General features: G+C 37.8%; 26 protein-coding genes. All 26 read left to right on the forward strand.

The annotated features are described in order from the left end of the window. Positions 1 to 288: 288 nt before the first annotated feature. The 26 genes from BW724_RS08840 to recN all read left to right on the forward strand — a co-directional run bounded on the left by BW724_RS08840 (position 289) and on the right by recN (position 23629). Positions 289 to 789, forward strand: coding sequence for a YqhR family membrane protein (locus tag BW724_RS08840; RefSeq protein WP_328588704.1), 501 nt, complete (start codon positions 289 to 291; stop codon positions 787 to 789). A 115-nt stretch (positions 790 to 904) separates the two neighbouring features. Further along, positions 905 to 1972 carry a M24 family metallopeptidase gene (locus BW724_RS08845; RefSeq protein WP_088074879.1) on the forward strand — a complete coding sequence of 356 codons (1068 nt, stop codon included), beginning with the start codon at positions 905 to 907 and terminating at the stop codon, positions 1970 to 1972. 38 nt (positions 1973 to 2010) lie between these two features. Further along, positions 2011 to 2568 (forward strand): elongation factor P, encoded by a 558-nt coding sequence (gene efp / locus BW724_RS08850; RefSeq protein ID WP_088074880.1) that lies wholly within the window; start codon positions 2011 to 2013, stop codon positions 2566 to 2568. A gap of 277 nt (positions 2569 to 2845) precedes the next feature. Beyond that, positions 2846 to 3256, forward strand: a complete 411-nt coding sequence (locus BW724_RS08855; protein WP_088074881.1) for a hypothetical protein — start codon at positions 2846 to 2848, stop codon at positions 3254 to 3256. 251 nt (positions 3257 to 3507) lie between these two features. Beyond that, on the forward strand, positions 3508 to 4440 hold the full coding sequence (spoIIIAA, locus tag BW724_RS08860) for a stage III sporulation protein AA (protein ID WP_088074882.1): 933 nt from the start codon (positions 3508 to 3510) through the stop codon (positions 4438 to 4440). Then, the gene (gene spoIIIAB / locus BW724_RS08865) at positions 4437 to 4949 is read left to right on the forward strand and encodes a stage III sporulation protein SpoIIIAB (protein WP_088074883.1); all 513 of its coding nucleotides are present in this window, start codon (positions 4437 to 4439) and stop codon (positions 4947 to 4949) included. The genes spoIIIAA and spoIIIAB overlap by 4 nt, the downstream gene beginning before the upstream one ends. Before the next feature lie 22 nt (positions 4950 to 4971). Next, on the forward strand, positions 4972 to 5178 hold the full coding sequence (spoIIIAC, locus tag BW724_RS08870; RefSeq protein WP_088074884.1) for a stage III sporulation protein AC: 207 nt from the start codon (positions 4972 to 4974) through the stop codon (positions 5176 to 5178). Between the two features lie 17 nt (positions 5179 to 5195). After that, a complete protein-coding gene (spoIIIAD, locus tag BW724_RS08875; protein ID WP_088074885.1) occupies positions 5196 to 5582 on the forward strand; it encodes a stage III sporulation protein AD in 387 nt (128 codons plus the stop codon). Positions 5583 to 5596: 14 nt separating this feature from the next. Further along, positions 5597 to 6772, forward strand: coding sequence for a stage III sporulation protein AE (spoIIIAE, locus tag BW724_RS08880; protein WP_088074886.1), 1176 nt, complete (start codon positions 5597 to 5599; stop codon positions 6770 to 6772). A gap of 18 nt (positions 6773 to 6790) precedes the next feature. Further along, positions 6791 to 7444 (forward strand): stage III sporulation protein AF, encoded by a 654-nt coding sequence (gene spoIIIAF, locus BW724_RS08885; protein WP_088074887.1) that lies wholly within the window; start codon positions 6791 to 6793, stop codon positions 7442 to 7444. A gap of 1 nt (position 7445) precedes the next feature. Continuing rightward, positions 7446 to 8117 (forward strand): stage III sporulation protein AG, encoded by a 672-nt coding sequence (gene spoIIIAG / locus BW724_RS08890; RefSeq protein ID WP_088074888.1) that lies wholly within the window; start codon positions 7446 to 7448, stop codon positions 8115 to 8117. Next, the gene (locus tag BW724_RS08895) at positions 8117 to 8725 is read left to right on the forward strand and encodes a SpoIIIAH-like family protein (RefSeq protein WP_088074889.1); all 609 of its coding nucleotides are present in this window, start codon (positions 8117 to 8119) and stop codon (positions 8723 to 8725) included. The genes spoIIIAG and BW724_RS08895 overlap by 1 nt, the downstream gene beginning before the upstream one ends. 1263 nt (positions 8726 to 9988) lie before the next feature. Then, positions 9989 to 10318 carry a hypothetical protein gene (locus BW724_RS08900; RefSeq protein WP_088074890.1) on the forward strand — a complete coding sequence of 110 codons (330 nt, stop codon included), beginning with the start codon at positions 9989 to 9991 and terminating at the stop codon, positions 10316 to 10318. Positions 10319 to 10656: 338 nt separating this feature from the next. Then, positions 10657 to 11184 (forward strand): acetyl-CoA carboxylase biotin carboxyl carrier protein, encoded by a 528-nt coding sequence (gene accB / locus BW724_RS08905; protein ID WP_088074891.1) that lies wholly within the window; start codon positions 10657 to 10659, stop codon positions 11182 to 11184. 11 nt (positions 11185 to 11195) lie between these two features. After that, positions 11196 to 12557, forward strand: a complete 1362-nt coding sequence (accC, locus tag BW724_RS08910; RefSeq protein WP_088074892.1) for an acetyl-CoA carboxylase biotin carboxylase subunit — start codon at positions 11196 to 11198, stop codon at positions 12555 to 12557. 23 nt (positions 12558 to 12580) lie between these two features. Beyond that, positions 12581 to 12997, forward strand: a complete 417-nt coding sequence (locus tag BW724_RS08915) for an Asp23/Gls24 family envelope stress response protein (protein ID WP_088074893.1) — start codon at positions 12581 to 12583, stop codon at positions 12995 to 12997. 229 nt (positions 12998 to 13226) lie between these two features. After that, positions 13227 to 13622 (forward strand): transcription antitermination factor NusB, encoded by a 396-nt coding sequence (gene nusB, locus BW724_RS08920; RefSeq protein ID WP_088074894.1) that lies wholly within the window; start codon positions 13227 to 13229, stop codon positions 13620 to 13622. A 118-nt stretch (positions 13623 to 13740) separates the two neighbouring features. Next, positions 13741 to 14595: a bifunctional methylenetetrahydrofolate dehydrogenase/methenyltetrahydrofolate cyclohydrolase FolD gene (folD, locus tag BW724_RS08925; protein ID WP_088074895.1), complete on the forward strand. Its 855-nt coding sequence runs from the start codon at positions 13741 to 13743 to the stop codon at positions 14593 to 14595. An 11-nt stretch (positions 14596 to 14606) separates the two neighbouring features. Beyond that, a complete protein-coding gene (xseA, locus tag BW724_RS08930) occupies positions 14607 to 15983 on the forward strand; it encodes an exodeoxyribonuclease VII large subunit (protein WP_088074896.1) in 1377 nt (458 codons plus the stop codon). Beyond that, positions 15976 to 16212, forward strand: coding sequence for an exodeoxyribonuclease VII small subunit (locus BW724_RS08935; protein ID WP_088074897.1), 237 nt, complete (start codon positions 15976 to 15978; stop codon positions 16210 to 16212). Before xseA ends, BW724_RS08935 begins: the two co-directional genes overlap by 8 nt. Further along, positions 16209 to 17099, forward strand: coding sequence for a polyprenyl synthetase family protein (locus tag BW724_RS08940; RefSeq protein WP_088074898.1), 891 nt, complete (start codon positions 16209 to 16211; stop codon positions 17097 to 17099). The genes BW724_RS08935 and BW724_RS08940 overlap by 4 nt, the downstream gene beginning before the upstream one ends. Before the next feature lie 751 nt (positions 17100 to 17850). Then, positions 17851 to 18465: a CNNM metal transporter family protein gene (locus BW724_RS08945; protein ID WP_088074899.1), complete on the forward strand. Its 615-nt coding sequence runs from the start codon at positions 17851 to 17853 to the stop codon at positions 18463 to 18465. A 9-nt stretch (positions 18466 to 18474) separates the two neighbouring features. Further along, a complete protein-coding gene (gene dxs / locus BW724_RS08950; protein WP_088074900.1) occupies positions 18475 to 20364 on the forward strand; it encodes a 1-deoxy-D-xylulose-5-phosphate synthase in 1890 nt (629 codons plus the stop codon). Positions 20365 to 20367: 3 nt separating this feature from the next. Beyond that, complete coding sequence (locus tag BW724_RS08955) at positions 20368 to 21180, forward strand: TlyA family RNA methyltransferase (RefSeq protein ID WP_088074901.1); 813 nt, start codon at positions 20368 to 20370, stop codon at positions 21178 to 21180. A 231-nt stretch (positions 21181 to 21411) separates the two neighbouring features. Next, positions 21412 to 21861, forward strand: coding sequence for a transcriptional regulator AhrC/ArgR (ahrC, locus tag BW724_RS08960; RefSeq protein ID WP_088074902.1), 450 nt, complete (start codon positions 21412 to 21414; stop codon positions 21859 to 21861). Between the two features lie 37 nt (positions 21862 to 21898). After that, positions 21899 to 23629: a DNA repair protein RecN gene (gene recN, locus BW724_RS08965; protein ID WP_088074903.1), complete on the forward strand. Its 1731-nt coding sequence runs from the start codon at positions 21899 to 21901 to the stop codon at positions 23627 to 23629. Positions 23630 to 23732 lie beyond the last annotated feature (103 nt).

Below are 23732 nucleotides of genomic sequence, written 5' to 3' on the forward strand. Positions count from 1 at the left end.
CATAATTAAAAATTCTTCTACAAATATATTATTCCCTACTTTATTCGAATCTAACACAGTGGATGTAAAATTTATGAAAGTACGCTCGTTATCTTAGGCGCTAATGCTTTTCTTTGTCTAGCACTAGCGCCTACTCGCTTCGGAGCACTTCGAAATGACAACAGAAGTCAACAAGGCTCGACTTCTAGTTGTCATTCCTCCACTGCCCTACGCTCGTAATCTTAGGCGCTAATGCTTTTCTCATAGTATCAGTGGAAAGTGGACATACTATTTTCTGAGGTGATGAGAATGAAACAAGAATTAGAACAGCAAAAACAAGAGGAAACAATGTCCTTTAATTCTACTGTTGCCTTGATTGGCTTTTTCGGAGGTTTAATCTGGAGTGTGTTAGGTTACATTGCATTTTACTTAAATTTTACTCGTGTAGGTCCTGCACTCGCTCTCATGCCATGGGCCTTAGGAGATTGGAAAAATGGCTGGATGGGCCAATTAGTAGGTATTGGTTTTATCGCAGTAGTATCCATTGCTGTGGCATTTATTTATAGAATGATTTTTGCAAAAGTTAATAAGCCATGGCCTGGAATTATTTATGGTCTTGTACTTTGGATCCTTATATTTGGTTTGTTTAATCCAATGTTCCCTGGGTTAAAACCATTGACGCAGTTGGACCTAAATACAATTATAACGAATATATGTTTATATGTTGTTTATGGTCTTTTTATTGGTTATTCCATATCCTATGAATACAATGAACGGCAGGTGCAAGAGGGTGAAGCTATTCAAAGCTAAAAGCCTGTGATAGAATGTTCTTTGGAACATTCTCTTTTTTTAGACAGTTGGGGGTAACTTTAGCTCATAAAGCAATGTAACATCCCCTCAAATATAGTAAATAGGAGGAGAGCGGATGAAGAGACTAGAAAAACTAAGAGAGCAATTAGGTAAAAACGAGATTGATGGCTTACTTATTACAAGTAATTATAATCGACGTTATGTAACTGGATTTACTGGTACTGCCGGTGTAGCTCTTGTTTCTGAAAATGGTGCTAAATTCATCACTGATTTTCGTTATGTTGAACAAGCGAAAGAACAGGCGGAAGGCTTTGATATTGTTCAGCACACTGGTCCAATTCAAGAGGAAATTGCAAACCAAGTTAAAGCATTGGGGATAAAGAATCTTGGTTTTGAAAAGGATTATGTGACTTACAGCACGTACGATACATACGGAAAAGCGATTGATGCAACTCTCGTACCAGTAAGTGGTATGATAGAAAAAATGCGTCTTATAAAAGATAGCGGAGAGTTGAAAATTATTAAAGAAGCAGTTGAAATTGCAGATGCAGCCTTTACGCACATTCAAGATTATATACGTCCTGGAGTAAAGGAAATTGATGTATCTAACGAGCTTGAATTTTTTATGAGAAAACAAGGGGCTGTTTCTTCATCGTTTGATATTATTGTAGCGTCAGGATATCGTTCGGCACTTCCACATGGGGTAGCAAGCGATAAGGTTATCGAAAATGGAGAACTTGTAACGCTAGATTTCGGTGCTTATTATAAAGGATATTGCTCAGATATTACACGTACTGTTGCAGTAGGAAATGTTTCTGATGAATTGAGGGATATTTATCAGACAGTGCTTGAAGCTCAGTTAAAGGGTGTTGAAGGGATAAAGCCAGGAATGACTGGTATAGAGGCTGATGCACTAACGAGGGACCATATTAAGGCAAAGGGTTATGGACAATATTTTGGCCACTCAACAGGGCATGGAATGGGATTAGAGGTGCATGAGGGACCTGGTCTTTCACATAAGTCTGATACATTATTAGAGCCTGGTATGGTCGTTACAGTTGAACCTGGGATTTATATAGCAGGTTTAGGTGGCACAAGAATAGAGGATGATATTGTTATAACAGAAGACGGAAATGAGATTCTTTCTTCATCCACAAAAGAACTAATTATCTTAGGAAACTAACCCTTAAGATTGAAGATTTGATAACAGGAGGATAATATATGATTTCAGTTAACGATTTTAAAACAGGATTAACAGTAGAAGTGGATGGGAACATCTACCAGGTAATGGAGTTTCAACATGTAAAGCCTGGTAAAGGAGCTGCGTTTGTTCGTAGTAAACTTCGTAATATGAGAAATGGTAATGTACAGGAAAAAACTTTCCGTGCAGGAGAAAAAGTAGCAAAAGCACATCTTGAAAATAGAAAAATGCAATATTTGTATGCAAGTGGTGATGTGCATACATTCATGGATACGGAATCCTACGAGCAGTTGGAACTTCCAGCATCACAAATTCAAGATCAGCTTAATTATCTTTTAGAAAACATGGAAGTGCATGTATTGACGTATCAAGGAGAAACGCTTGGTGTCGAACTACCTTTGAATGTAAAATTGAAGGTTACAGCAACAGAGCCAGGTATCAAGGGAGATACAGCTTCAGGTGGAACGAAGCCAGCAACTGTAGAAACGGGATTAACTGTACAGGTGCCTTTCTTTGTAAACGAAGGCGATACGCTTTTAATTGATACAAGGTCAGGCTCATACGTTTCACGTGCATAGAGAGAACACACGGTGCATATCGCATCGTGTGTTTTTTACTAATGCGAAAAATGATCCAACTTAGATTGTTCCTGAATCCGTATATAGTTCCACAATCCTTTTTTCACAGTAACTAAACATTAACATTTATGCCTATAAATTTATATCTAAATATTTTGAATTTTCCGTTACTTTAGATCTATTTTTATGCGAAAAAGGATTTTTTATGTAGACACCCCTATGATATTTCAAAGATTTCCTGTATTGTATTAGTAATAAATGAAGAAGGGGTGACGTAATGGTAAAGATTCCAATGGTCTTTTCTAATGGTGTAGCGGCTCGCTATTCTTCGTTTTCTGATGACGTTGTATGTGTGGAAGTAGAGAAAAATGGAAGAGATTTAGGATCGTTTTGTACAGACATTCATCATTTTGAAGAATGGGAAGAGGAAGAGCTTATTTCACTAATCGAGCAACATGTAAAAAAGGTGGAGGGCTATTCACAAAAGAAAAGTGATAAGGACACGTTATTGCCTGGTGTTGAAGTCCAATATTACAGTCATTCCTCAGATGTCTATTGTATTAATGTATTCTATCAAGGCAATGAAGTAAGTTCTTTCTGTGCTGACCGTGTAACCTTTGAAGAGTGGATGGAGGATAAGGAGCTTTTGTCAAATGTGGTGAAGAACTTAATCCCACAAGTCATTTAGTATTATTTTTATAAAGTGAAAAAACACGGGAATCTACCTATTAAAAAGTCTGAATATTTAGACTTTATGATAGGTAGGTTTTTTTGTTGATAAGAACAAGCTGCAAAAGGCTCTTTTTTCTGGTTTATCATATATTCCTCAATTCTTTATACTAGATTACTAATTTTCATATTGGACTAGTCATAAAAAGGACACGCTCTCATATATTCAGAATAGCAGAACCTGTCCTTTAGGTGAGGGGGAAAAGGTAGATGAAAGAGATCCTTCATGTATTACCAGAAAACATAAGGTCCTTAACATTAAGGCTTCCTAAAGAAGTGTTAGATGATGTGGAAGAGATTCGTCTTAGAGTCAATAGGGCAATTGAGGTCCGAACTTACAAAAAAACATTCATACTACCGAATGAAACAAGCCCATTTATTTTTTCTGAAAAAGATTCCGTTTTAATGTTGAGTTTGTTAAGTAAACACTCTGTATACCGATTGGAGGAAGAATTAAAACGAGGCTACATTACAATATCTGGAGGTCACCGTGTAGGTATTGCAGGGAGAGTAGTAATGGAAAAGGGAGAAGTGAAGGGGATACGAGATATCAGTTCTTTTAACATCCGGGTAGCTAGACAGAAAAAAGGGGTTGCGAAACCTTATTTAACCCATTTATATCATAGTGGTAATTGGTGCCACACGTTAATTATTGGTCCACCAAAGACTGGGAAGACCACGTTACTTAGGGACCTAGCGAGAGAGATGAGTCTTGGCGTTAAAGAGTATAGAATTCCTTCTAAAAATGTAGGGATCATTGATGAAAGATCTGAAATTGCTGGATCTGTAAAAGGGGTTCCACAACATGATTTCGGTGTGAAGGTGGATATTTTAGATTCTTGTCCAAAAGCAGAAGGATTAATGATGATGATTCGTTCCATGAGTCCGGAAGTTCTCGTAGTTGATGAAATTGGTAGGCGTGAGGACGGGGAAGCTGTGATGGAGGCAGTACATGCAGGAGTAACTATATTTGCTTCTGTACATGGGGCCGATTTGGACGATGTAAAACTCAGACCGACAATTGCAAGCTTGCTAGATCAAGGTATTTTTCAAAGAGTAATCGAGCTTCACCCACACACAAGAAAAGGAACAGTACGGAGGCTCCAGCAAATGAAACGAAATGTAGGTGTGATGAAAGCATGAAAATAATAGGCGCACTGTTGATTATTGCAGCATCTACTTTTTTTGGATTTGAACTGGCTCGTAAGCTTACTAGAAGAACAAAACAAATTAGATATTTAAAAATAGCCTTTGAATCACTGGAAACGGAAATGGTATTTGGAATGACTCCCCTACCCCTAGCATGTGAAAAGGTAGGGAATCAAGTACCTTCACCAATTAGCTCCTTATTTCACGAAGTAGCTAACAGGCTAGAGACAGAAGAGAGCTCGGCACCGGAAATATGGAATTCTATGATAAAAAAGTGGGCAAAAACGACTGATTTATATGCTTCAGAAATAAATACATTGACTCAATTTGGTCAAACACTTGGGCTTCAGGACTTGGAAAACCAAAGAAAGCAAATAAGACTTGCCATCTCTTATTTTGATCAAGAGGAAAAAGACGCAATGGAATCTCAAAAGAAGTTTGAATCTATGTATAAGAGCCTCGGTTTCCTCGGGGGAGTTCTTATCGTAATTATTATGCTCTAGAGAGGTGCGAGGGGGGATCAATATGAATTATGATGTAGGATTAATTTTTCAAATAGCAGGCGTAGGTATCGTCGTCGCGATGATTCATACGGTTTTAAAACAAATGGGGAAAGAGGAAATTGCGAATTGGGTTACGTTGATTGCTTTCGTTGTCGTCTTGTATATGGTAGCAACAGTTGTGGATGACTTGTTCCAGAAGATTCGTAGTGTTTTTCTCTTTCAAAGCTGATCAGGGGGTGATGACTTATTGAAATCATCCAAATCGTCGGCTTAGGTATGTTAGCAACGTTCTTAGCTTTAGTTGTAAAGGAACATAAACCTATATTTGCATTCTTACTCGTTGTATTCGTCGGTGTCATCATCTTTATATTTTTAATTGATAAAATTGCAGCAATTATCACAATGCTTGAGGAATTGGCTGATAAAGCTAACGTCAACATCGTATATGTTCAAACGGTTTTAAAGATAATCGGTATCGCTTATATCGCTGAATTTGGCGCGCAAATAGCGAAAGACGCTGGTCAGGGAGCAATGGCATCCAAAATTGAGTTGGCTGGGAAAGTGTTAATCATGGTAATGGCAATCCCTATTATATCTGTCATCATCGAAACAATAATCGGGTTCATTCCTTAGTAGGAGGGTAGAAGATGAAGAAGTTTTATATCATTTTTATATTTTTTATTTCCTTTCTTCTTCTCCCTCAAACCGTCCTTGGAGAAGGGACGGTTGCTCCACAGGACGAGCTCGTTGAGAGTCAGCTAGAACGTTTAGGTTTAGAGGAAATTGGACAGTTTTGGGAAGATGTCCTTCATCAATATGGAGGGTATTTGCCAGAAAGTCAAAGAGGAAGTTTCATGGAGTTTATAAGGGGAGAGAAGGAATTTTCCCCGAGCGAATGGCTCCTTGGTTTTTTACAGTTCTTATTTCACGAGATATTTGCTAACGGGAGGTTACTTGGTTCTCTAGTTATCCTTGCTGTTTTAAGTATGGTCCTAGCACAACTCCAACAAGCCTTTGAAAAACATAATATTAGTAAGATTGCCTACGCAATCACTTTTATGGTCCTTTTAATCATTGCACTAAACAGTTTTCATGTGGCTGTAGAGTACACACAGCAAACGATAGAAGTTATGAGCAGTTTTATGATCGCGCTAGTACCCTTGTTACTAGTTCTAATGGCTACGACAGGGAGTGTGACTTCTGTAGCGTTATTTCATCCAATTATCATGTTTCTCGTTCATACAAGTGGCGTTTTTGTCCAATATGTAGTACTCCCACTCTTGTTATTATCAACCCTATTATTTATCGTCAGTACAATGACGGATCATTATAAAGTAACAAAGTTGGCAACTTTTATAAGAAATATTGCCGTTGGAAGCTTAGGGATTTTCCTAACAGTTTTCCTGGGGGTGCTTTCCGTACAGGGGGCAACTGCTGCAGTAGCAGATGGCATTGCAGTAAAGACTGCTAAATTTGTTACAGGTAACTTTATTCCTGTTGTAGGTAGGATGTTTACTGATGCTGCAGATACAGTGATGGGAGCTTCTCTTCTTGTGAAAAATACGGTGGGAGTTGTTGGACTGGTAATTCTCTTACTCGTTTGTATATTCCCAGCGTTAAAGGTCCTGTCTATAGCAATTATATATAGCTTTACTGCAGCAATTTTACAGCCCTTAGGTGGAGGCCCCATCATTCAATGCCTGTCGATTATGGGGAAATCTATGCTATTTATTTTTGGAGCATTGGCTGCTGTTTCATTAATGTTTTTCCTAGCAATTACGATCATTATTATTTCAGGTAATTTATCGCTTATGATGCGTTAGTAAAAAGGGGGGAATGACATGGGGCTTATCACAGCATGGGTAACTAATATTATTCTCATTATTTTATTTGCTACAATTCTGGAATTGATCCTACCAAACTCAAAGATTCAAAGATATGTAAAGCTTGTCGTAGGACTCATGCTACTCATGGTCATGCTTCAACCTATATTATCTATCTTTCAAGCGGATCCTGAAGATTTATTGAAGGAAGTGTCGAATTGGACTGATGATTCCTTCGATGAAGAAGCTGCAGCAATGGAATCAAAGAAAATGGATATAGAAAAGGAATATCTTGCATATATTTCAGAACAAGGGGCTGTCCAATTAAGAGAACAAGCCTCAGGTGAGCTAAAGGAACAATTTGGGGTGGTGCTATTAGACATTATGATTACATTTGATTCTTTTTCAGAAGACGAGCATTTACTAGAAAATTTAACTCAAAATCTTTCAGATGTATATGTAGTTGTGCAGGAAGAAGGGGAAGAAGCAGAGTCTGAACAAGAGAGCGTAGGAGTTGTCACAATTGAACCTGTGAAAATTGAAAGGGAAGCTCCAAATAATGATGATGATAAAAAAAATAACAGTAATGGGGAAATTACCTCATTTTTATCGGGGCTGTGGTCTATTCCAGAGGATAAAATTCATGTTGATATGAAAGGAGGGGAGGAGTGAAGTGGGGGATAAAAAGGATAATGGCAAAGAGGTGCAATGGTTTAAATCATTTGACCTAAAAGGGAAAGGGTCAGGAAAAAAAATAAACATTAAATATTTAGCAGTTTTGCTCCTTTTAGGTGTGATGTTTATGATGATAGGTTCACAGTTCAGGGATACTGGGGAGCCATCAGCTTTACCAGTAATTCAAGATGATGTGGAAGAAGAAGAACCTGTTACTGAAGCTTTTTCCGATAACAAGCCGAAGGAACTCTCAACTATGTCTGATTATGAATCCTTTTATGAATCTCAATTGGAGAGAGCTTTAGAGCAGGTAGTAGGGATATCAGATGTTTCCGTTGTAGTAAATCTAGCGGAATCTGAAAAAACAGTTTTCAAAAGTAATGAAAATATAAGTGAACAATTTACGAATGAAACTGATCGCGAAGGCGGAACAAGGGAGGTTGAGGACAGAACAAAGGATTCACAAGTAGTCACTATTAGAAACGGGGATAAGGAAGAGCCCCTCATAATTAAGACAGAGAAACCTGACATACGCGGCGTACTTGTTGTTGCAAAAGGGGTGGAAAACATCCAAGTGAAATCGTGGGTAATAGAAGCCGTAAGCAGGGTTCTAGACTTACCTTCCCATCGAATTTCAGTATTACCTAAGAAAACAGAGGAGGAATCGTAATGGTACTTAAAAGACAAACAGTATGGTTATTGACAATGTTAAGTTTAATTGTAGTTCTATCCGTTTATTACATTCAAATGGATCGCATTGAGCAGCAAGGTGCATTAGGTGATGAAGAAGGGCAACAAAACGAAGAAGGTGTATCAGAGGAAGGCTTAGATGGATTGGACTGGTTAAATGACAGTGATGAATTACAATTTATTGAGCTTGAGGACGTTGAAGAGGTTCTTGGTGACGGATCTTTCCCAGATGTAGATGTGGATGAAATGTTTACTCAAATTCGATTACAACGTCAAGATTCAAGAGGTCGTCTAAGAGATGACTATGTAGACGTATTAACATCTGCTGAAGCAAATGCAGAGGTGCAAAGTCAAGCATTTGATCAAGTGACTAACTTAGAAACATTAGCTCAAAAAGAAGAAATGATTGAAACAGTACTTCGTTCAAAAGGTTATGAAGATGCACTTGTAATTGCAGATGAAAACAATGTGAAGATTTATGTGAAAGCTGATGATTTAACAGAAGAGCAAACGCTAGAAATTATGGCCTTGTCTTATGACCACTTTGGTAATAAGCGTGCTGAGGTTGGCTTCCAACCAGGTAACTAAATAGGCTCAATAGATACGGGCGGGTGTAATCAGAAGGGAAGTAATCCTTCAGAATAAGTGGTACTGTTTAGAAGGGGAAAACTTAATATTATATAGAGCACAAAAACGAGACTTTTCACATAATGAATTTGTCTCGTTTTTTCTATTTCTTTAGAAAAAGTAAAATCTCATACCTGATCGACTCCTGATCAGGATGAAAAATGGAAAATCGAGAATCTCATACCTGATCGAGAGCTGATCAGATTTGATGTATGAAAAAGCAAAACTGTCGAATAGAGCAAGGATAACCGACAGTTTCGATGTTAGAAAACGTAAAACTGTCGAATAGAGCAAGGGTTACCGACAGATTTGATGTTAGAAAACGCAAAACTGTCGAATAGAGCATGGAATACCGACAGTTTCGATGTTAGAAAAAGCAAAACTGTCGAATAGAGCAAGGGTTACCGACAGATTTGATGTTAGAAAACGCAAAACTGTCGAATAGAGCATGGAATACCGACAGTTTCGATGTTAGAAAAAGCAAAACTGTCGAATAGAGCAAGGGTTACCGACAGATTTGATGTTAGAAAACGCAAAACTGTCGAATAGAGCATGGAATACCGACAGATTTGATGTATGAAAACGCAAAACTGTCGAATAGAGCAAGGGTTACCGACAGATTTGATGTTAGAAAACGCAAAACTGTCGAATAGAGCATGGAATACCGGCAGATTTGATGTTAGAAAAAGCAAAACTGTCGAATAGAGCATGGAATACCGACAGTTTTGATGTATGAAAACGCAAAACTGTCTATAAGAGAAAGGTTAACCGACAGATTTGTTTCTCAAAAACGCAAATCTGTCGATAAAAATAGAAAACCAAAATCTCATACCCGATCACCACCTGATCAGGTATGAAAAATAGAAAACCAAAATCTCATACCCGATCACCGCCTGATCAGGTACGAAAAATAGAAAAAGTAAAATCTCATACCTGATCACCGCCTGATCAGGTATGAAAAATGGAAAAACCAAAATCTCATACCAGATCACCGCCTGATCAGGTATGAAAAATAGAAAAACCAAAATTTCATACCTGATCGCTCATCGGTCCGAGTGAATCCTATTAATTTTCACGGTAGCATTTCAGAAATAAACAAAAATGAGACAGAAAAATATAAAAACATGATTTTCTTTAATTTGAATGGTATAATACCCTATTGGAACAGAAACCCTTATAAAAGTAATAGAGGGTACATACAGGTAGATAAGGGAGAGATGACTCATGGAATGGTCGGATCTGACTGAAGGAGCAAAAGCAGTACTAGAGCAAACAAGAAACATTAAAAATGATAAGATCCAAATTGTGGAGTTTGAAGTAGGATTTGAGCAGGATCCAGAACTTGCTGGTGATGCAGAACCTATTTCAATCCAGGAAGAGGATTACCAAAGTCTAAAAAGATTTACGAAAGAAAATGAGTATGGTGATAAATACCATATGGCTAGAAACAAAAATATCGTAAAAATTATTCTTTTGGAGAAAGATAAAATTCCAGATAATTTATCGGATTTTCCAGTTTTTAAAGAATATAAAAATGACACAGTAACGGAATAAAGAAAAGGTACCCTTATAACGATTCATTATAAAAAGTGCTATTCTTAAGCAGCGGAAGCAGCTTGAGGGTAGCATTTTTTGGTATAATTTTTTATTAGTATATATAGGTATGGTAGTACAGGGTGAAATTATTGTTATTTCTGTTTGAGACATCAATTAATTGTAGAAAATAGTAGAAGAGTCTTTATGTTAAAAAAATAAAAAAAGGTTTTCATTTGACTAAAATTGATGTAGCATAAATTTAGGACTAACTCATAATACATGATAAAAATATCACAAATATTATGAGTATTTACAAAAAAAACGAATAGATTGGCTTAGATGAGGAGTGACTAGTAATGTTAAAAATTCAAGAAATAAGAGAATTAATTAAACTGATTGATGATTCATCCATTGATGAATTTAAATTCGAACAAAACGGTTCTAAAATTACGATGAAGAAGCAAGCTAGTGTTGGACAAGTTCAGCAAATTGTACAGGAGCAATCAACGGTCCCAGCCACAGTACCTACAGTAACAACAAGTTCTACAGTGCCACAAAGCCAAACATCGGAAAATGTTGAAAAACAGACAGCACCAGCAGAAACTGAAGTAGGAACAAGTACATCTGCTACTGTCTCAGGGAATTTACATACTATTACTTCTCCGATGGTAGGGACATTCTATGCTGCACCTTCTCCAGATTCTGACCCTTATGTTAAGACAGGGGACAAAATTAAGGAAGATAGTGTTGTTTGTATTGTAGAAGCGATGAAATTAATGAATGAGATTGAAGCTGAAGTTAATGGTGAGATCGTAGAAGTCTTAGTGGAAAATGGACAACTTGTAGAATACGGACAAGAATTATTTTTAGTGAAGCCTGAGTAGGGGATGAAACGATGATAAAAAAAGTACTTATAGCTAATAGAGGAGAAATAGCTGTCAGAATTATTAGGGCATGTAAAGAGCTTGATATTGAGACAGTGGCTGTCTATTCCACTGCTGATAGTGATGCATTACATGTGCGTTTGGCAGATGAAGCGTACTGTATAGGTCCCACTTCATCATCTGATAGTTATTTGAATTTCACTAATATTATGAGCGTGGCTACTTTAACTGAAGTAGACGCCATTCACCCAGGATATGGTTTTCTTGCTGAAAATGCAGATTTTGCAGAAATTTGTGCAGCTTGTAATATTACTTTTATAGGTCCCAGTCCAGAAGCCATTAGTCAAATGGGGACAAAAGATGTGGCTAGAACGACTATGAAAAAAGCAGGTGTTCCTGTCGTTCCTGGCTCTGAGGGTATTATCCAATCCATCGACGAGGGTGTTATGCTCGCTGAGGAAATTGGATATCCAGTAATCATTAAAGCTACAGCAGGTGGTGGAGGAAAAGGGATTCGTGTTGCCAAAAATGAATCTGAATTGCGTAAAGGGATTTCTGTTACTCAAAAGGAAGCTAAAGCGAATTTCGGGAATGCCGGTGTCTACTTAGAAAAATTTATTGAAGATTTTCGTCATGTAGAAATCCAAGTAATGGCTGATACTCACGGAAATGTCATTCACTTAGGAGAACGTGATTGCACAATCCAACGTAGATTACAGAAACTTGTTGAGGAAACCCCATCCCCGGCATTAGATGAAGACATGCGGTTTAAGATGGGGGATGCGGCAGTACGTGCAGCCGAAGCTGTTAATTACGTAGGAGCAGGTACGATAGAGTTTATTTTTGATCATAAAAATAATAAATTCTATTTCATGGAAATGAATACTAGAATTCAAGTAGAGCACCCTGTTACAGAAATGGTCACAGGTGTTGATCTCATAAAAGAACAGATTTTAGTTGCGTCTGGAGAAAAGCTTTCCTATACTCAAGAGGAAGTTGTTTTTAAAGGATGGTCCATAGAGTGTCGTATTAATGCTGAAAACCCAGATAAAAACTTTATGCCCTCACCAGGGAAAGTTGACATGTATTTACCGCCAGGTGGCTTTGGTGTACGTGTTGACAGCGCAGTTTTTCCTGGTTATGTGATCACACCGTTTTATGATTCTATGGTGGCCAAGCTTATCACTTACGGTGAAACAAGGGAAGAAGCAATCGCAAAAATGAGACGGGCTTTAAGTGAATTTGTTATCGAGGGTGTTGAGACTACAATACCTTTCCATTTAAGGCTATTCAATCATGAAGTATTTGTTAATGGCGATTTTAATACGAAATTTTTGGAACAATACTCTTTAAAGCCTGAAAATGAAGATTAATCTTCAAAAAGGAGGAGAGCACCATGAAAGATAACCATTTAATCCACATGGCTGAGGACAAAGAGGAACTAGGTAAAGTAGAGATTTCCCCTGAAGTAATTGAAATTATAGCAGGTCTTGCAGCCTCAGAGGTTGAGGGAGTAGCTACAATGCGTGGGAACTTTGCTTCAGGCGTGGCGGAGCGTCTAGGTAGGAAAAACAATCATGGTAAAGGCGTAAAAGTTGAGCTCACAGAAGACGGTATTATTGTAGATGCTTATGTAGTAATGAACTATGGAATCTCAATTCCAGAAGGAAGTAAAAAAATTCAGGAAAATATCTATCAAACTCTTGAAAACATGACTGCAATTCAACTTTCTGAAGTTAATGTCCATGTTGTTGGCGTTCAATTAGAACAACCAAAAGAAGTAGACCAACCAAAAAAAGAACATGGAGCTTAAAGACCAAGAGGTTGTCTCATTGTGAGACAGCCTTTTCGTTTTGAAATCACAAAGGGTGATGACAAAGGTATTTGCACTTTTTCTTCCACTGCCCTACGCTTGTGACCATAGGTGCTTGCGCTTTCATATAATTAGCTTTGTATTAAAAAGAAAAGTTGTGCTATCATCTACAATGTAAGGTAATAATAAAAGACATAAATGTAATAGCAGTAGAAGGAGACGTTTATAGATGAATAGAAGAGTAGCACGTATAAAAGCAGTCCAGTCCCTATATCAAGTAGAAATGACGGCTGTTGAACCAGATGAAGCAATAAATAACGTGTTAGAGGAAGATGAAGAAGGCTCACCTTTTCTTTCTAATTTAGTGCACGGAACAGTTGACCATATAGCAGAGATTGATCAAATGCTCGAAGCTGCACTTGAGAATTGGTCCATTTCTCGTGTCTCAAGAGTGGACCGCGCCATATTACGAATGGCTACTTACGAAATGAAATGGCTAGATGATATTCCAGTTAATGTCTCAATTAACGAGGCAATTGACCTGGCTAAAGGATTTACGGGAGAGGAAGAGCCAGGAAAATTTGTAAATGGCGTATTATCGAAAGTAGCAAAAACAATTCAATAAAGCTGGTTTTGTTTTATAAAACTGATTCATGCGAGAACTACTAGCAGAAAGCGAGTACTTGTTGCATAAATCATTATCAAATAATATATAGACAAAAACTAAAAATGGGGGAGTAATGATGTCAGCAATTATTATCTCAGGAAAAGAATTGGCGAAGGAAAAACGCGAACAAATGAAACTGGAAGTGGAAAAACTGACTAGGCAAGGGGTAACTCCTGGACTTGCAGTCATTTTAATTGGTGAAGATCCAGCGTCACAATCCTATGTCCGCTCAAAGCAAAAATCATGTAAAGAAATAGGTATACATTCTGAATTGTATGAGCTCCCCGAAACAACAACGCAAGAAGAACTATTAGGGAAAATCAATCACTTAAATCATCAAGAAAACATTCATGGTATTTTAGTACAACTACCACTTCCTAATCATATTTCTGAGAAGGCAGTTATTGAATCCATTGATCCAACTAAAGATGTTGATGGGTTTCATCCTATAAACATTGGTAGAATGATGACTGGACAAGAAGCCTTCCTCCCTTGTACCCCTTACGGAATCGTTGAAATGATTAAATCTAAAGGGATTGATATTGAAGGGAAGCAAGTGGTAGTTGTAGGAAGAAGTAACATTGTAGGGAAGCCTGTTGGACAACTTCTATTAAATGAAAATGCTACAGTAACTTACTGTCATTCGAGAACTAGGAACATGAAGGATTTGACACTTACTGCTGATATTTTAGTTGTTGCTGTAGGTAAGGCCCATTTCCTTGATGGTGAATATGTTAAGGGTGGAGCTGTAGTTATAGATGTAGGAGTTAACAGAAATGAAGAAGGCAAGCTAGTTGGGGATGTGAATTTTGATTCAGCTAAGGATAAAGCATCTTATATTACACCTGTGCCTGGAGGCGTAGGACCGATGACCATTACAATGCTATTACATAATACAATTATTTCTGCAAACCGAGTAGCAAATAAATAAGGGGGAGACGAATGAAACAAGAGTTTCTTTCTGTTAGTGATTTAACGAGAAGGATTAAGCGCCTTTTAGATACAGATAATTCTCTCCGTAATGTTTGGATCAGGGCAGAGATCTCTAATTTTAGTCAACATAGCAGGGGACACATGTATTTTACGTTGAAAGATGACGGCTCCAAAGTTAACTCTGTTATGTTCGCTGGAAATAATAGATTTTTAAAGTTTCGTCCTAAAAATGGGATGAGTGTCCTTGTAAGAGGAGATATATCCGTATACGAGCCGCATGGACAGTATCAATTATACGTGAAGGAAATGCAACCAGATGGGATTGGTAATCTCTATTTAGCTTATGAAGAGCTTAAGAGAAAATTAGAGATGGCTGGATACTTTTCTGACACTGTTAAAAAGAAAATTCCTTTAATGCCTAAATCAATAGGTGTAATTACCTCTCCTACAGGGGCTGCAGTACGAGACATCATAACAACATTAGGGCGACGTTTTCCTGTTGCTCAGGTGACGTTGTTACCTGTTCTCGTTCAAGGTGCAGAGGCTGCCCCTTCCATTACTAGGGCTATTCAGCAGGCAAATGAAGCAGCCGTATTTGATGTGCTAATCGTGGGGAGAGGCGGAGGTTCTCTAGAGGAACTATGGGCGTTTAATGAACAGGTTGTTGCAGAGGCAATCTACAAATCCAGTATTCCCATCATCTCAGCAGTAGGTCATGAAACAGATATAACAATTAGTGATTTTGTAGCGGATTTAAGGGCACCAACCCCTACTGCTGCTGCGGAATTAGCCGTTCCTGATATGGTTGAATTAAAAAAAGGGATACTAGAGCGTAGAAATAGACTCAGTCGTGGAATGCAATCTACCCTTTCAATGAAGAAAGAAAAACTTCTTTTTTTAGAAAAATCATATGCATTTCGATATCCGAAGCAATTGCTTGAGCAAAAGGAACAAGAGCTTGATCGATTGGTAGAATCATTGAGTAGGGAAACAAAACGCCTACTAGAGGGTAGTCAAAATAAGTTTCGTGAGATCAATGGGAGACTTCACCGTGTTCATCCACAAATAAAAGTAGAACAAGAGAAACTCAGACATGAACAATTAAAAGATTCGCTGAAAAGGGCTATGACACAATTGACTAATCAGCAAGAATCAAAGTTTTCTATACTACTCTCAAAATTGAAAGTTCTCAGTCCATTAAACATGATGGATCGGGGTTATAGTCTTGCTTATAATGATGATGGAAAACTAATCAAAACAGTTGACGATGTAAAAGAAGACACTGAGTTGACTATTAGATTACAGGATGGAAGAGTATTGTGTGATGTAAAAGAACGAACCTATGAGGATTTAACTAAGGGAGACTGGAGTGAAAAAAATGAGTGAAAAAACAAATGAATTAAGTTTTGAAAAGGCTATGGAAAAACTTGAGTTAGTTGTAGACAAGCTTGAGCAGGGAGATGTACCATTAGAGGAAGCAATATCCATGTTTCAAGAAGGTATGGAATTATCTAAATATTGTCATGATCGCTTGCAACATGTTGAAAAACAAATGACACAAGTTTTAACAGAAGATGGAGAAATAAAGCCATTTCATGTAGAGGAGCAATCATAGTGGATGTATTAACACTTCAAGATTTTATAAAGCTTGAGAAAAGCCAAATTGAACAAAAACTACCACAATTAATCGAAGCCCTTGATGCGCCAAATAACTTAAAGGAATCCATGAGCTATTCTTTAAAAGCTGGTGGGAAAAGAATTAGACCATTGCTTTTATTAGCTACTCTAAAAGGGTATAACAAGCCGTTTGAATTAGGTTATAGTGTTGCGTGTGCCATTGAGATGATACACACGTACTCCTTAATTCATGACGACTTACCTGCCATGGATGATGATGACTTAAGACGTGGTAAGGCTACTAATCATAAAGTATTTGGAGAGGCAATGGCCATTCTAGCTGGAGATGGGCTACTCACATATAGCTTCAACATCATTTCCTCCCTTGCTGATGTAGACGCTGAAACAAAAATAAAGCTGATTCAGAATATCTCTGAGGCTGCGGGGCCCGAGGGGATGGTTGGTGGACAAGTAGCTGATATGGAAGGGGAAGGTAAACCTTTATCAGTTGAAGAGTTACAAGGAATTCATCACCATAAGACCGGGGATTTATTAGCTGTTTCCGTGAAAGCTGGAGCGATTCTCTCAGGTGCGTCTGATAATGAAATTGAACTTCTTGGAACTTTTGCAAAACATCTAGGGATTGCTTTCCAAATTAAAGATGATATTCTTGATGTGGTTGGAGATGAGGAAGCATTAGGGAAGCCAGTTGGTAGTGATGAAGAAAATGATAAAAGTACATATCCGAGTATTCTAGGAATGGATAAAGCAAAGGAAAAATTGGCCTACCATCTAGAGGAAGCAAAAAAAAGCTTATATAAAGTGGAAATTGATCATACATTGTTAAAAGAGATAGTAGAATATATCGGAAATAGATCAAATTAAGTGATTTCTGACATAAGTTTTTCCTGTGTTGGAAAACTTGTGTCAAGAATGAAAAGCTTGTTTATTGTTTAAAATTCTTTTCATGATATAATATTCGTACCGGGTGATGCAGTATTCTAGTCGGTCCTCCATTTTTGAAAACGGGCCTAAAAATCCGTTAAAGGGCACATCGATGAAGTTCCTAGTTTTGGCTTGAGGCGCCCAGCTTTGGGTCATTCCTGGGAGTAAAGGTGTTAGGGCGATCCACAATGGCATGTGGGCGTTGACCCTGCACCGCGGAGGCCTTTCATGTAGTAGTCGTTCCCGCGGCACGCTAACATGCAAGGTATGAACCTGCAATGCAAGTTGGGGAACTTGTGAGCAGCGTAGCCTGCCTTGAGTGGAGTCAGAGGGGATTATGGATGCTAGGTTGTATACACAGCAGTCATTCATATGAAATCTGCTCTGCAAAAGAGGATAGAAAATGGTAAAGGACTGTTGAGGAAAACTCCTAGACTGTTCCATCTTGGACATTTAAAGGGGATTATAGTGCGTTCTAAGTGGTAATCCAGTCTGACGAATGGCGACATCGTCAAGATAGGTTTAAAGGGAAACCACCACAGCGGCGACGCTGAGGTACCTATCTGGGAAAACCTACTGGACCTAAGACGCAGTTTTTACTCTTTAAATGATCACTCGTATACATATAATATGAAGTGGCCATAAGTATTTTCACTATAGCGTAAGTATTAAAAGATAGGAAACGATATAAATGAAGGATTCCATTAAGAAATCATTGCACTGGAGTATGATCATAGCCGTTATAACCTTAGTGTTGGCGGCTCTTTTTGCTATTATCTCAACAGCAATTTTAAGCGGCGTATCATGGGGAATCGGAATGTTTATCGTATTCATTATTGTATTTATTGGTGTAATATTTGATACGGTAGGAGTAGCCGCTACAGCTGCAAATGAAAGACCATTCCATGCGATGGCTGCAGAAAAACTTCCAGGAGCTAAGCACGCAGTTCAAATAACTAGGAATGCCGATAGATTTGCAAACTTCTGTAATGATGTGATTGGTGATATTGCTGGAGTTATTAGTGGAACTGCCTCTGCCTATGTAGTGTTACGACTCGCCATGCAATTTGGGTATGAAGAAGGTTCAAGCTTTCAATTACTTATATCCATACTGTTTACAAGTGTTGTAGCTGCCCTAACAGTAGGCGGGAAATCTGTTGGTAAAACTCTAGCAATTCAATACTCTACGCAAATCATCTATCAAGTGGGTAGATTATTTTATATTTTAGAGGTAAAATTGAATATATCCATTTTTAATGGTAAGAAACGTAAAAAGAACGGTAACAATACTAATAAACGAAAGTGAGGGTTTTTCTTGGATTTGTCTAGCATTAAAGATCCAACATTTTTAAAGAAATGCAGCAAAACCGAATTGGAAGACCTTGCACAGGAAATTCGCGATTTTTTAATTTCTAAATTGTCAGTTACAGGTGGACATCTCGGACCCAATTTGGGAGTAGTAGAATTAACTTTAATTCTTCACCAATTATTTGAAAGTCCAAAAGACAAGTTTTTATGGGATGTTGGACATCAAGCGTATGTTCATAAAATCTTAACTGGCCGTGCAGACCAATTTGATCAACTAAGACAGTATAAAGGCTTATGTGGTTTTCCAAAACGTAATGAAAGTGAACACGATGTCTGGGAAACTGGGCATAGCTCCACTAGCTTATCAGCAGCAATGGGTATGGCTACAGCAAGAGATATTAAGGGTACTAATGAAAATATAGTAGCCATAATAGGGGACGGTGCTTTAACAGGCGGAATGGCCTTAGAAGCGTTAAACCATATCGGTCATGAACAGAAGGATCTTATTGTTGTATTAAATGACAATGAGATGTCTATTGCACCAAATGTAGGAGCACTACACAATGTTCTTGGACGTATGCGTACTGCTGGAAGGTACCAAAAAGCAAAAGATGAACTTGAAATGTTAATTAAGAAAATCCCAGCCTTTGGTGGTAGGTTAGCGGCTACTGCGGAGAGGGTCAAAGACAGCCTTAAATACTTACTTGTTTCGGGTATGTTCTTTGAAGAATTAGGTTTTACTTACCTTGGTCCCGTTGATGGACATGATTTGGAGGACCTGAATACGAACTTAATGTATGCAAAGAAAACAAAGGGTCCTGTTCTAGTCCATGTTTTAACGAAAAAAGGAAAAGGCTATGCACCTGCAGAAAATGATGCGAAAGGTACATGGCATGGTTTAGGGCCATACAAGATGGAGTCTGGAGAGGTTGTCAAAAAGCCCGGACCACCAGGATATAGTGCTGTAGTGGCAAATACGTTAAGACAGATAGCGAGAGATGATAAAAGGGTAGTTGCAATAACAGCAGCGATGCCAGGTGGAACGAAACTGGATTTATTCGCAAAAGAGTTTCCAGATCGCATGTTTGATGTTGGAATTGCTGAACAGCATGCTACAACGATGGCAGCAGGATTAGCGACACAGGGGCTAAAACCAGTTTTCTCTGTCTATTCTACATTCCTGCAACGTGGCTATGATCAAGTCGTACACGATGTCTGTCGACAAAATCTTAATGTCTTTTTCGCTATTGACCGTTCAGGATTAGTTGGTGCTGACGGAGAGACACACCAAGGTGTTTTTGATATTGCATACTTAAGACATCTACCTAATATGAAAATATTAATGCCAAAAGATGAGAATGAATTACAGCATATGGTTTATACTGCTGTTCAATATGACGGTGGCCCAATCGCTGTACGTTATCCTCGTGGTAATGGCTATGGTGTTCAAATGGAAGAAACCTTAAGAGAAATACCTATAGGTAAGTGGGAAGTTCTGCGTCCAGGAGATGACTTAACGATCCTAACGTTTGGAACAATGATACCACTTGCAGAGGAAGCAGCTGAAAAATTAGCAAAAGATGGGATACATGTAGAGGTTGTAAACGCTCGTTCTATCAAGCCTTTAGATGAAGGAATGCTTCAGGAATTAGCAGAGAAGAATCAAAAAATTGTTACTGTGGAAGAAGCAGCGCTTCAAGGTGGATTTGGTAGTGCAGTGCTAGAGTATTTCCATGATAATGACTATCATCATATGGTAGTTGAGAGAATGGGAATTCCTGATAAGTTTATTGAGCACGGCAGTGTTTCTCAGCTGTTGGAGGAGATTGGACTTACCTCGGATCAGTTAGTTAAACAAGCGAAAAAAATAGTTCCAAGGAAGAGGCAGCGAGCTTAACCAATGGAAAAAAAGCAGCGAATAGATATACTTATCGTAGAAAAAGGACTTATTGAAACAAGGGAAAAAGCAAAGCGATCCATTATGGCGGGTTTAGTCTATGCTGATGGAGATAGAGTTGATAAACCGGGTACAAAAGTTAAAGTGGATAGTCATTTAGAGGTGAAGGGTCAAGTTATCCCTTACGTGAGTCGTGGTGGGCTGAAGTTAGCAAAAGCCATTGTGGTATTTGACATTGACTTAAAAGATTCCATTGTACTTGATATCGGCGCTTCAACAGGTGGCTTTACGGATTGTGCATTACAAGAGGGAGCGAAATTTGTGTATGCCCTTGATGTAGGCTATAACCAACTTGCTTGGAAGTTAAGACAAGATGAACGGGTTCAAGTAATGGAAAGGACTAATTTCCGCTACTCTACCCCTGAAGATTTCCAAAGAGGGTTACCTGATTTTGCTACAATCGATGTTTCCTTTATCTCGTTGAAGCTTATTCTCCCAGTTTTAAAAAAAATAATAAAACCTAGAGGAAAAGTCTCCGCTCTTATAAAACCTCAGTTTGAAGCTGGGAAAGAAGAGGTAGGCAAAAAAGGTATTGTTCGTGATCCTAAAGTACATGAGTCTGTTTTAAGAAAGATTATAAATTTTTCAGAAGAAACGGGTTATTCAATTATAGGTGTCGTACCATCACCGATACGTGGTGGTGAAGGAAATATTGAGTTTCTTATGTATATGGAAGACACGGCTGATGCTTCTCCAGGTAAATTCGAATCAGAAAATGATATTACTTCTATTGTGAAGGAAGCTCATTCAGAATAGGGAATTGAGGGTGTTTCAAAGTTTATGCTTTGAGATACTCTTTTTTTATTTTGGCTCAGTTAAACTTAGATGTAGATTTTTTGTAACAGGTACTCGCTTTCACGCAAGGTACAAATACCACATCTGCTCATTCTTTACGTGATGAGTAGTGAAGAGAATTAAGTCAATAATTGTATAAATATGAAAAATCGTTTATTATCGTAATAGAAGGAAAGATACGGAGGAGTTTATATGAATAAAGGGCAGAGACATATTAAGATACGAGAAATTATTACTAATAATGAGGTAGAAACACAAGATGACTTAGTTGATCACCTGCGTAGCTTAGGGTTCAATGTTACACAAGCAACTGTTAGTCGAGACATAAAAGAACTCCATTTAGTTAAAGTTCCAATGATGGATGGAAGATATAAATACAGCCTACCAGCAGACCAGCGTTTTAACCCATTACAAAAATTGAAAAGATCCCTTATGGACTGTTTTGTTTCCATTGATCATACAAGTAACTTAATTGTAATGAAGACGATGCCTGGTAACGCAAATGCAGTTGGAGCATTAATTGATAATTTAGATTGGAATGAAGTGATGGGGACAATATGTGGGGATGATACGATCCTTATTATTTGTCGTGAGCAAAATCAAACGGAAGAAATTGCGGAACGCTTCTTAGAGATGCTGTAAAAAGTACTACTAATTAGAACAAAGGGTGTGAAGACCATTGTTAATGGAACTTTCAATCCGTAACTTTGCAATTATTGATCACATTACGATATCTTTTGATGAAGGGTTAACAGTATTAACAGGTGAAACAGGAGCGGGGAAGTCAATTATTATTGATGCGATTGGTCAATTAATTGGTGGTAGAGGTTCTGTTGATTTTGTTAGGCATGGCTCTAAACGTGCAGAAATTGAAGGAATATTTTCAATTAGTCGTACACACGAGATAAATCAGCTCTTTCATGATTTAGGTGTGGAAAAAGACGAAGAGGATACGGTCCTTCTTAAAAGAGAAATTACTAAACAAGGAAAAAGTATCTGTAGAATAAATGGGAAATTAGTGACCCTTGCTACGTTACGTCAAATAGGTCAAATGATGGTTGATATTCATGGACAACATGAACATCAGCAATTGTTACAGGGAGACAAGCATATTTTCATGTTGGATCGCTTTGCAGGCGAAGAGGTTGAATCAGCAAAAAAAGAATATCAAGTACTGTACGAATCTTTTATAAAAAAGCGTGATAAATTAAAACAATTAACGGAAAATGAACAAGACATCATTCAGCGCTTGGACTTAATCCAGTACCAATTTAATGAAATAGAGCAGGCAAAATTAGATCCAGGTGAAGATAAAGAGCTATTAGAAGAAAAAAAGAAGTTAGATCATGGAGAAGACTTATACAAGACAGTTCTCAATACATATCAAGCACTATATGGAGAGAACCGAGGTTTAGAGTGGACAATGGTAGCCATGAATCAAATCGAAGAAGCAGCAGCTGTTGATGAGAATTTGACACCGTATAAGGAAACGATAACAAATTGTTATTACTTGTTAGAGGAAGTAGCATTTTCTTTAAGAGACTATTATGAAAATATTGAGTTTGATCCGGAGAGAATTGAGCAGATTAATTATAGGTTAAGTGAAATTAATCAATTGAAACGAAAATATGGTGGATCAGTGAATGAGATCTTGGAGCGCTCCTCTAAATTAGAAGAGGAAATTGATACATTGAAAAACCGAGATGAGCGTCTAAATCAATGGGTGAAGGAATTAGAAGGGATTGCCAAAGATTTGCTTATTGAAGGAAGTCATCTTACGGAACTCCGCAAAAAAGAAGCAAATCGCTTAAAAGAGGAAATTCAAAAAGAATTGCAAAGTCTTTATATGAAGGATACGGAGTTTGAAGTTAACTTCGATATGAAATCAATTGATATAGATGATTTAACAAATGTGAATAAACGCTTGAATATAAACCAACAAGGCATGCATGACGTTTCCTTTATGGTTGCAACGAATAAAGGAGAACCATTGAAGCCTTTAGCAAAAATTGCTTCAGGTGGAGAAATATCCAGAATGATTTTAGCTCTTAAAACCATTTTTTCAGATCATGAAGGAGTTATGTCCTTAATATTTGATGAAGTGGATACAGGTGTTAGTGGTCGAGTCGCACAAAGAATTGCTGAAAAGATACATTATATTTCAGTGGGTTCTCAAGTATTGTGTATTACTCATTTACCACAAGTAGCGGCAATGGCAGATACACATTTATTTATTTCAAAAGGACAAGCAGAGGACCGTGTAACAACAGCTGTCCATGCCCTAGAGCAAGATGAGAAAATAGAAGAAATAAGCAGAATGATCTCAGGTGTTGAAGTAACAGAACTAACTAGACAGCATGCCAAGGAATTGTTAGAACAAGCTAAAAAAATGAAAGAAATCAATGTATAAGAAAAGCTAACCAAATTAGGTTAGCTTTTTTCTGTTCTTGTTGTTATAAATGACGTCGTTCAAGGCAAAATTAGTAATACAGCCATGGTGGAGGTGTAGGTTA

It is taken from the genome of Litchfieldia alkalitelluris (assembly GCF_002153425.1).
In the GTDB taxonomy this organism is placed as follows: Bacteria; Bacillota; Bacilli; order Bacillales; family Salisediminibacteriaceae; genus Evansella; species Evansella alkalicola.

Coding starts and splice junctions, on each gene's coding strand:
- BW724_RS08840 (WP_328588704.1), top strand. CDS start 289: ATGAAACAAGAATTAGAACAGCAAAAACAAGAGGAAACAATGTCCTTT.
- BW724_RS08845 (WP_088074879.1), top strand. CDS start 905: ATGAAGAGACTAGAAAAACTAAGAGAGCAATTAGGTAAAAACGAGATT.
- efp (WP_088074880.1), top strand. CDS start 2,011: ATGATTTCAGTTAACGATTTTAAAACAGGATTAACAGTAGAAGTGGAT.
- BW724_RS08855 (WP_088074881.1), top strand. CDS start 2,846: ATGGTAAAGATTCCAATGGTCTTTTCTAATGGTGTAGCGGCTCGCTAT.
- spoIIIAA (WP_088074882.1), top strand. CDS start 3,508: ATGAAAGAGATCCTTCATGTATTACCAGAAAACATAAGGTCCTTAACA.
- spoIIIAB (WP_088074883.1), top strand. CDS start 4,437: ATGAAAATAATAGGCGCACTGTTGATTATTGCAGCATCTACTTTTTTT.
- spoIIIAC (WP_088074884.1), top strand. CDS start 4,972: ATGAATTATGATGTAGGATTAATTTTTCAAATAGCAGGCGTAGGTATC.
- spoIIIAE (WP_088074886.1), top strand. CDS start 5,597: ATGAAGAAGTTTTATATCATTTTTATATTTTTTATTTCCTTTCTTCTT.
- spoIIIAF (WP_088074887.1), top strand. CDS start 6,791: ATGGGGCTTATCACAGCATGGGTAACTAATATTATTCTCATTATTTTA.
- BW724_RS08895 (WP_088074889.1), top strand. CDS start 8,117: ATGGTACTTAAAAGACAAACAGTATGGTTATTGACAATGTTAAGTTTA.
- BW724_RS08900 (WP_088074890.1), top strand. CDS start 9,989: ATGGAATGGTCGGATCTGACTGAAGGAGCAAAAGCAGTACTAGAGCAA.
- accB (WP_088074891.1), top strand. CDS start 10,657: ATGTTAAAAATTCAAGAAATAAGAGAATTAATTAAACTGATTGATGAT.
- accC (WP_088074892.1), top strand. CDS start 11,196: ATGATAAAAAAAGTACTTATAGCTAATAGAGGAGAAATAGCTGTCAGA.
- BW724_RS08915 (WP_088074893.1), top strand. CDS start 12,581: ATGAAAGATAACCATTTAATCCACATGGCTGAGGACAAAGAGGAACTA.
- nusB (WP_088074894.1), top strand. CDS start 13,227: ATGAATAGAAGAGTAGCACGTATAAAAGCAGTCCAGTCCCTATATCAA.
- folD (WP_088074895.1), top strand. CDS start 13,741: ATGTCAGCAATTATTATCTCAGGAAAAGAATTGGCGAAGGAAAAACGC.
- xseA (WP_088074896.1), top strand. CDS start 14,607: ATGAAACAAGAGTTTCTTTCTGTTAGTGATTTAACGAGAAGGATTAAG.
- BW724_RS08935 (WP_088074897.1), top strand. CDS start 15,976: ATGAGTGAAAAAACAAATGAATTAAGTTTTGAAAAGGCTATGGAAAAA.
- BW724_RS08945 (WP_088074899.1), top strand. CDS start 17,851: ATGAAGGATTCCATTAAGAAATCATTGCACTGGAGTATGATCATAGCC.
- BW724_RS08955 (WP_088074901.1), top strand. CDS start 20,368: ATGGAAAAAAAGCAGCGAATAGATATACTTATCGTAGAAAAAGGACTT.
- ahrC (WP_088074902.1), top strand. CDS start 21,412: ATGAATAAAGGGCAGAGACATATTAAGATACGAGAAATTATTACTAAT.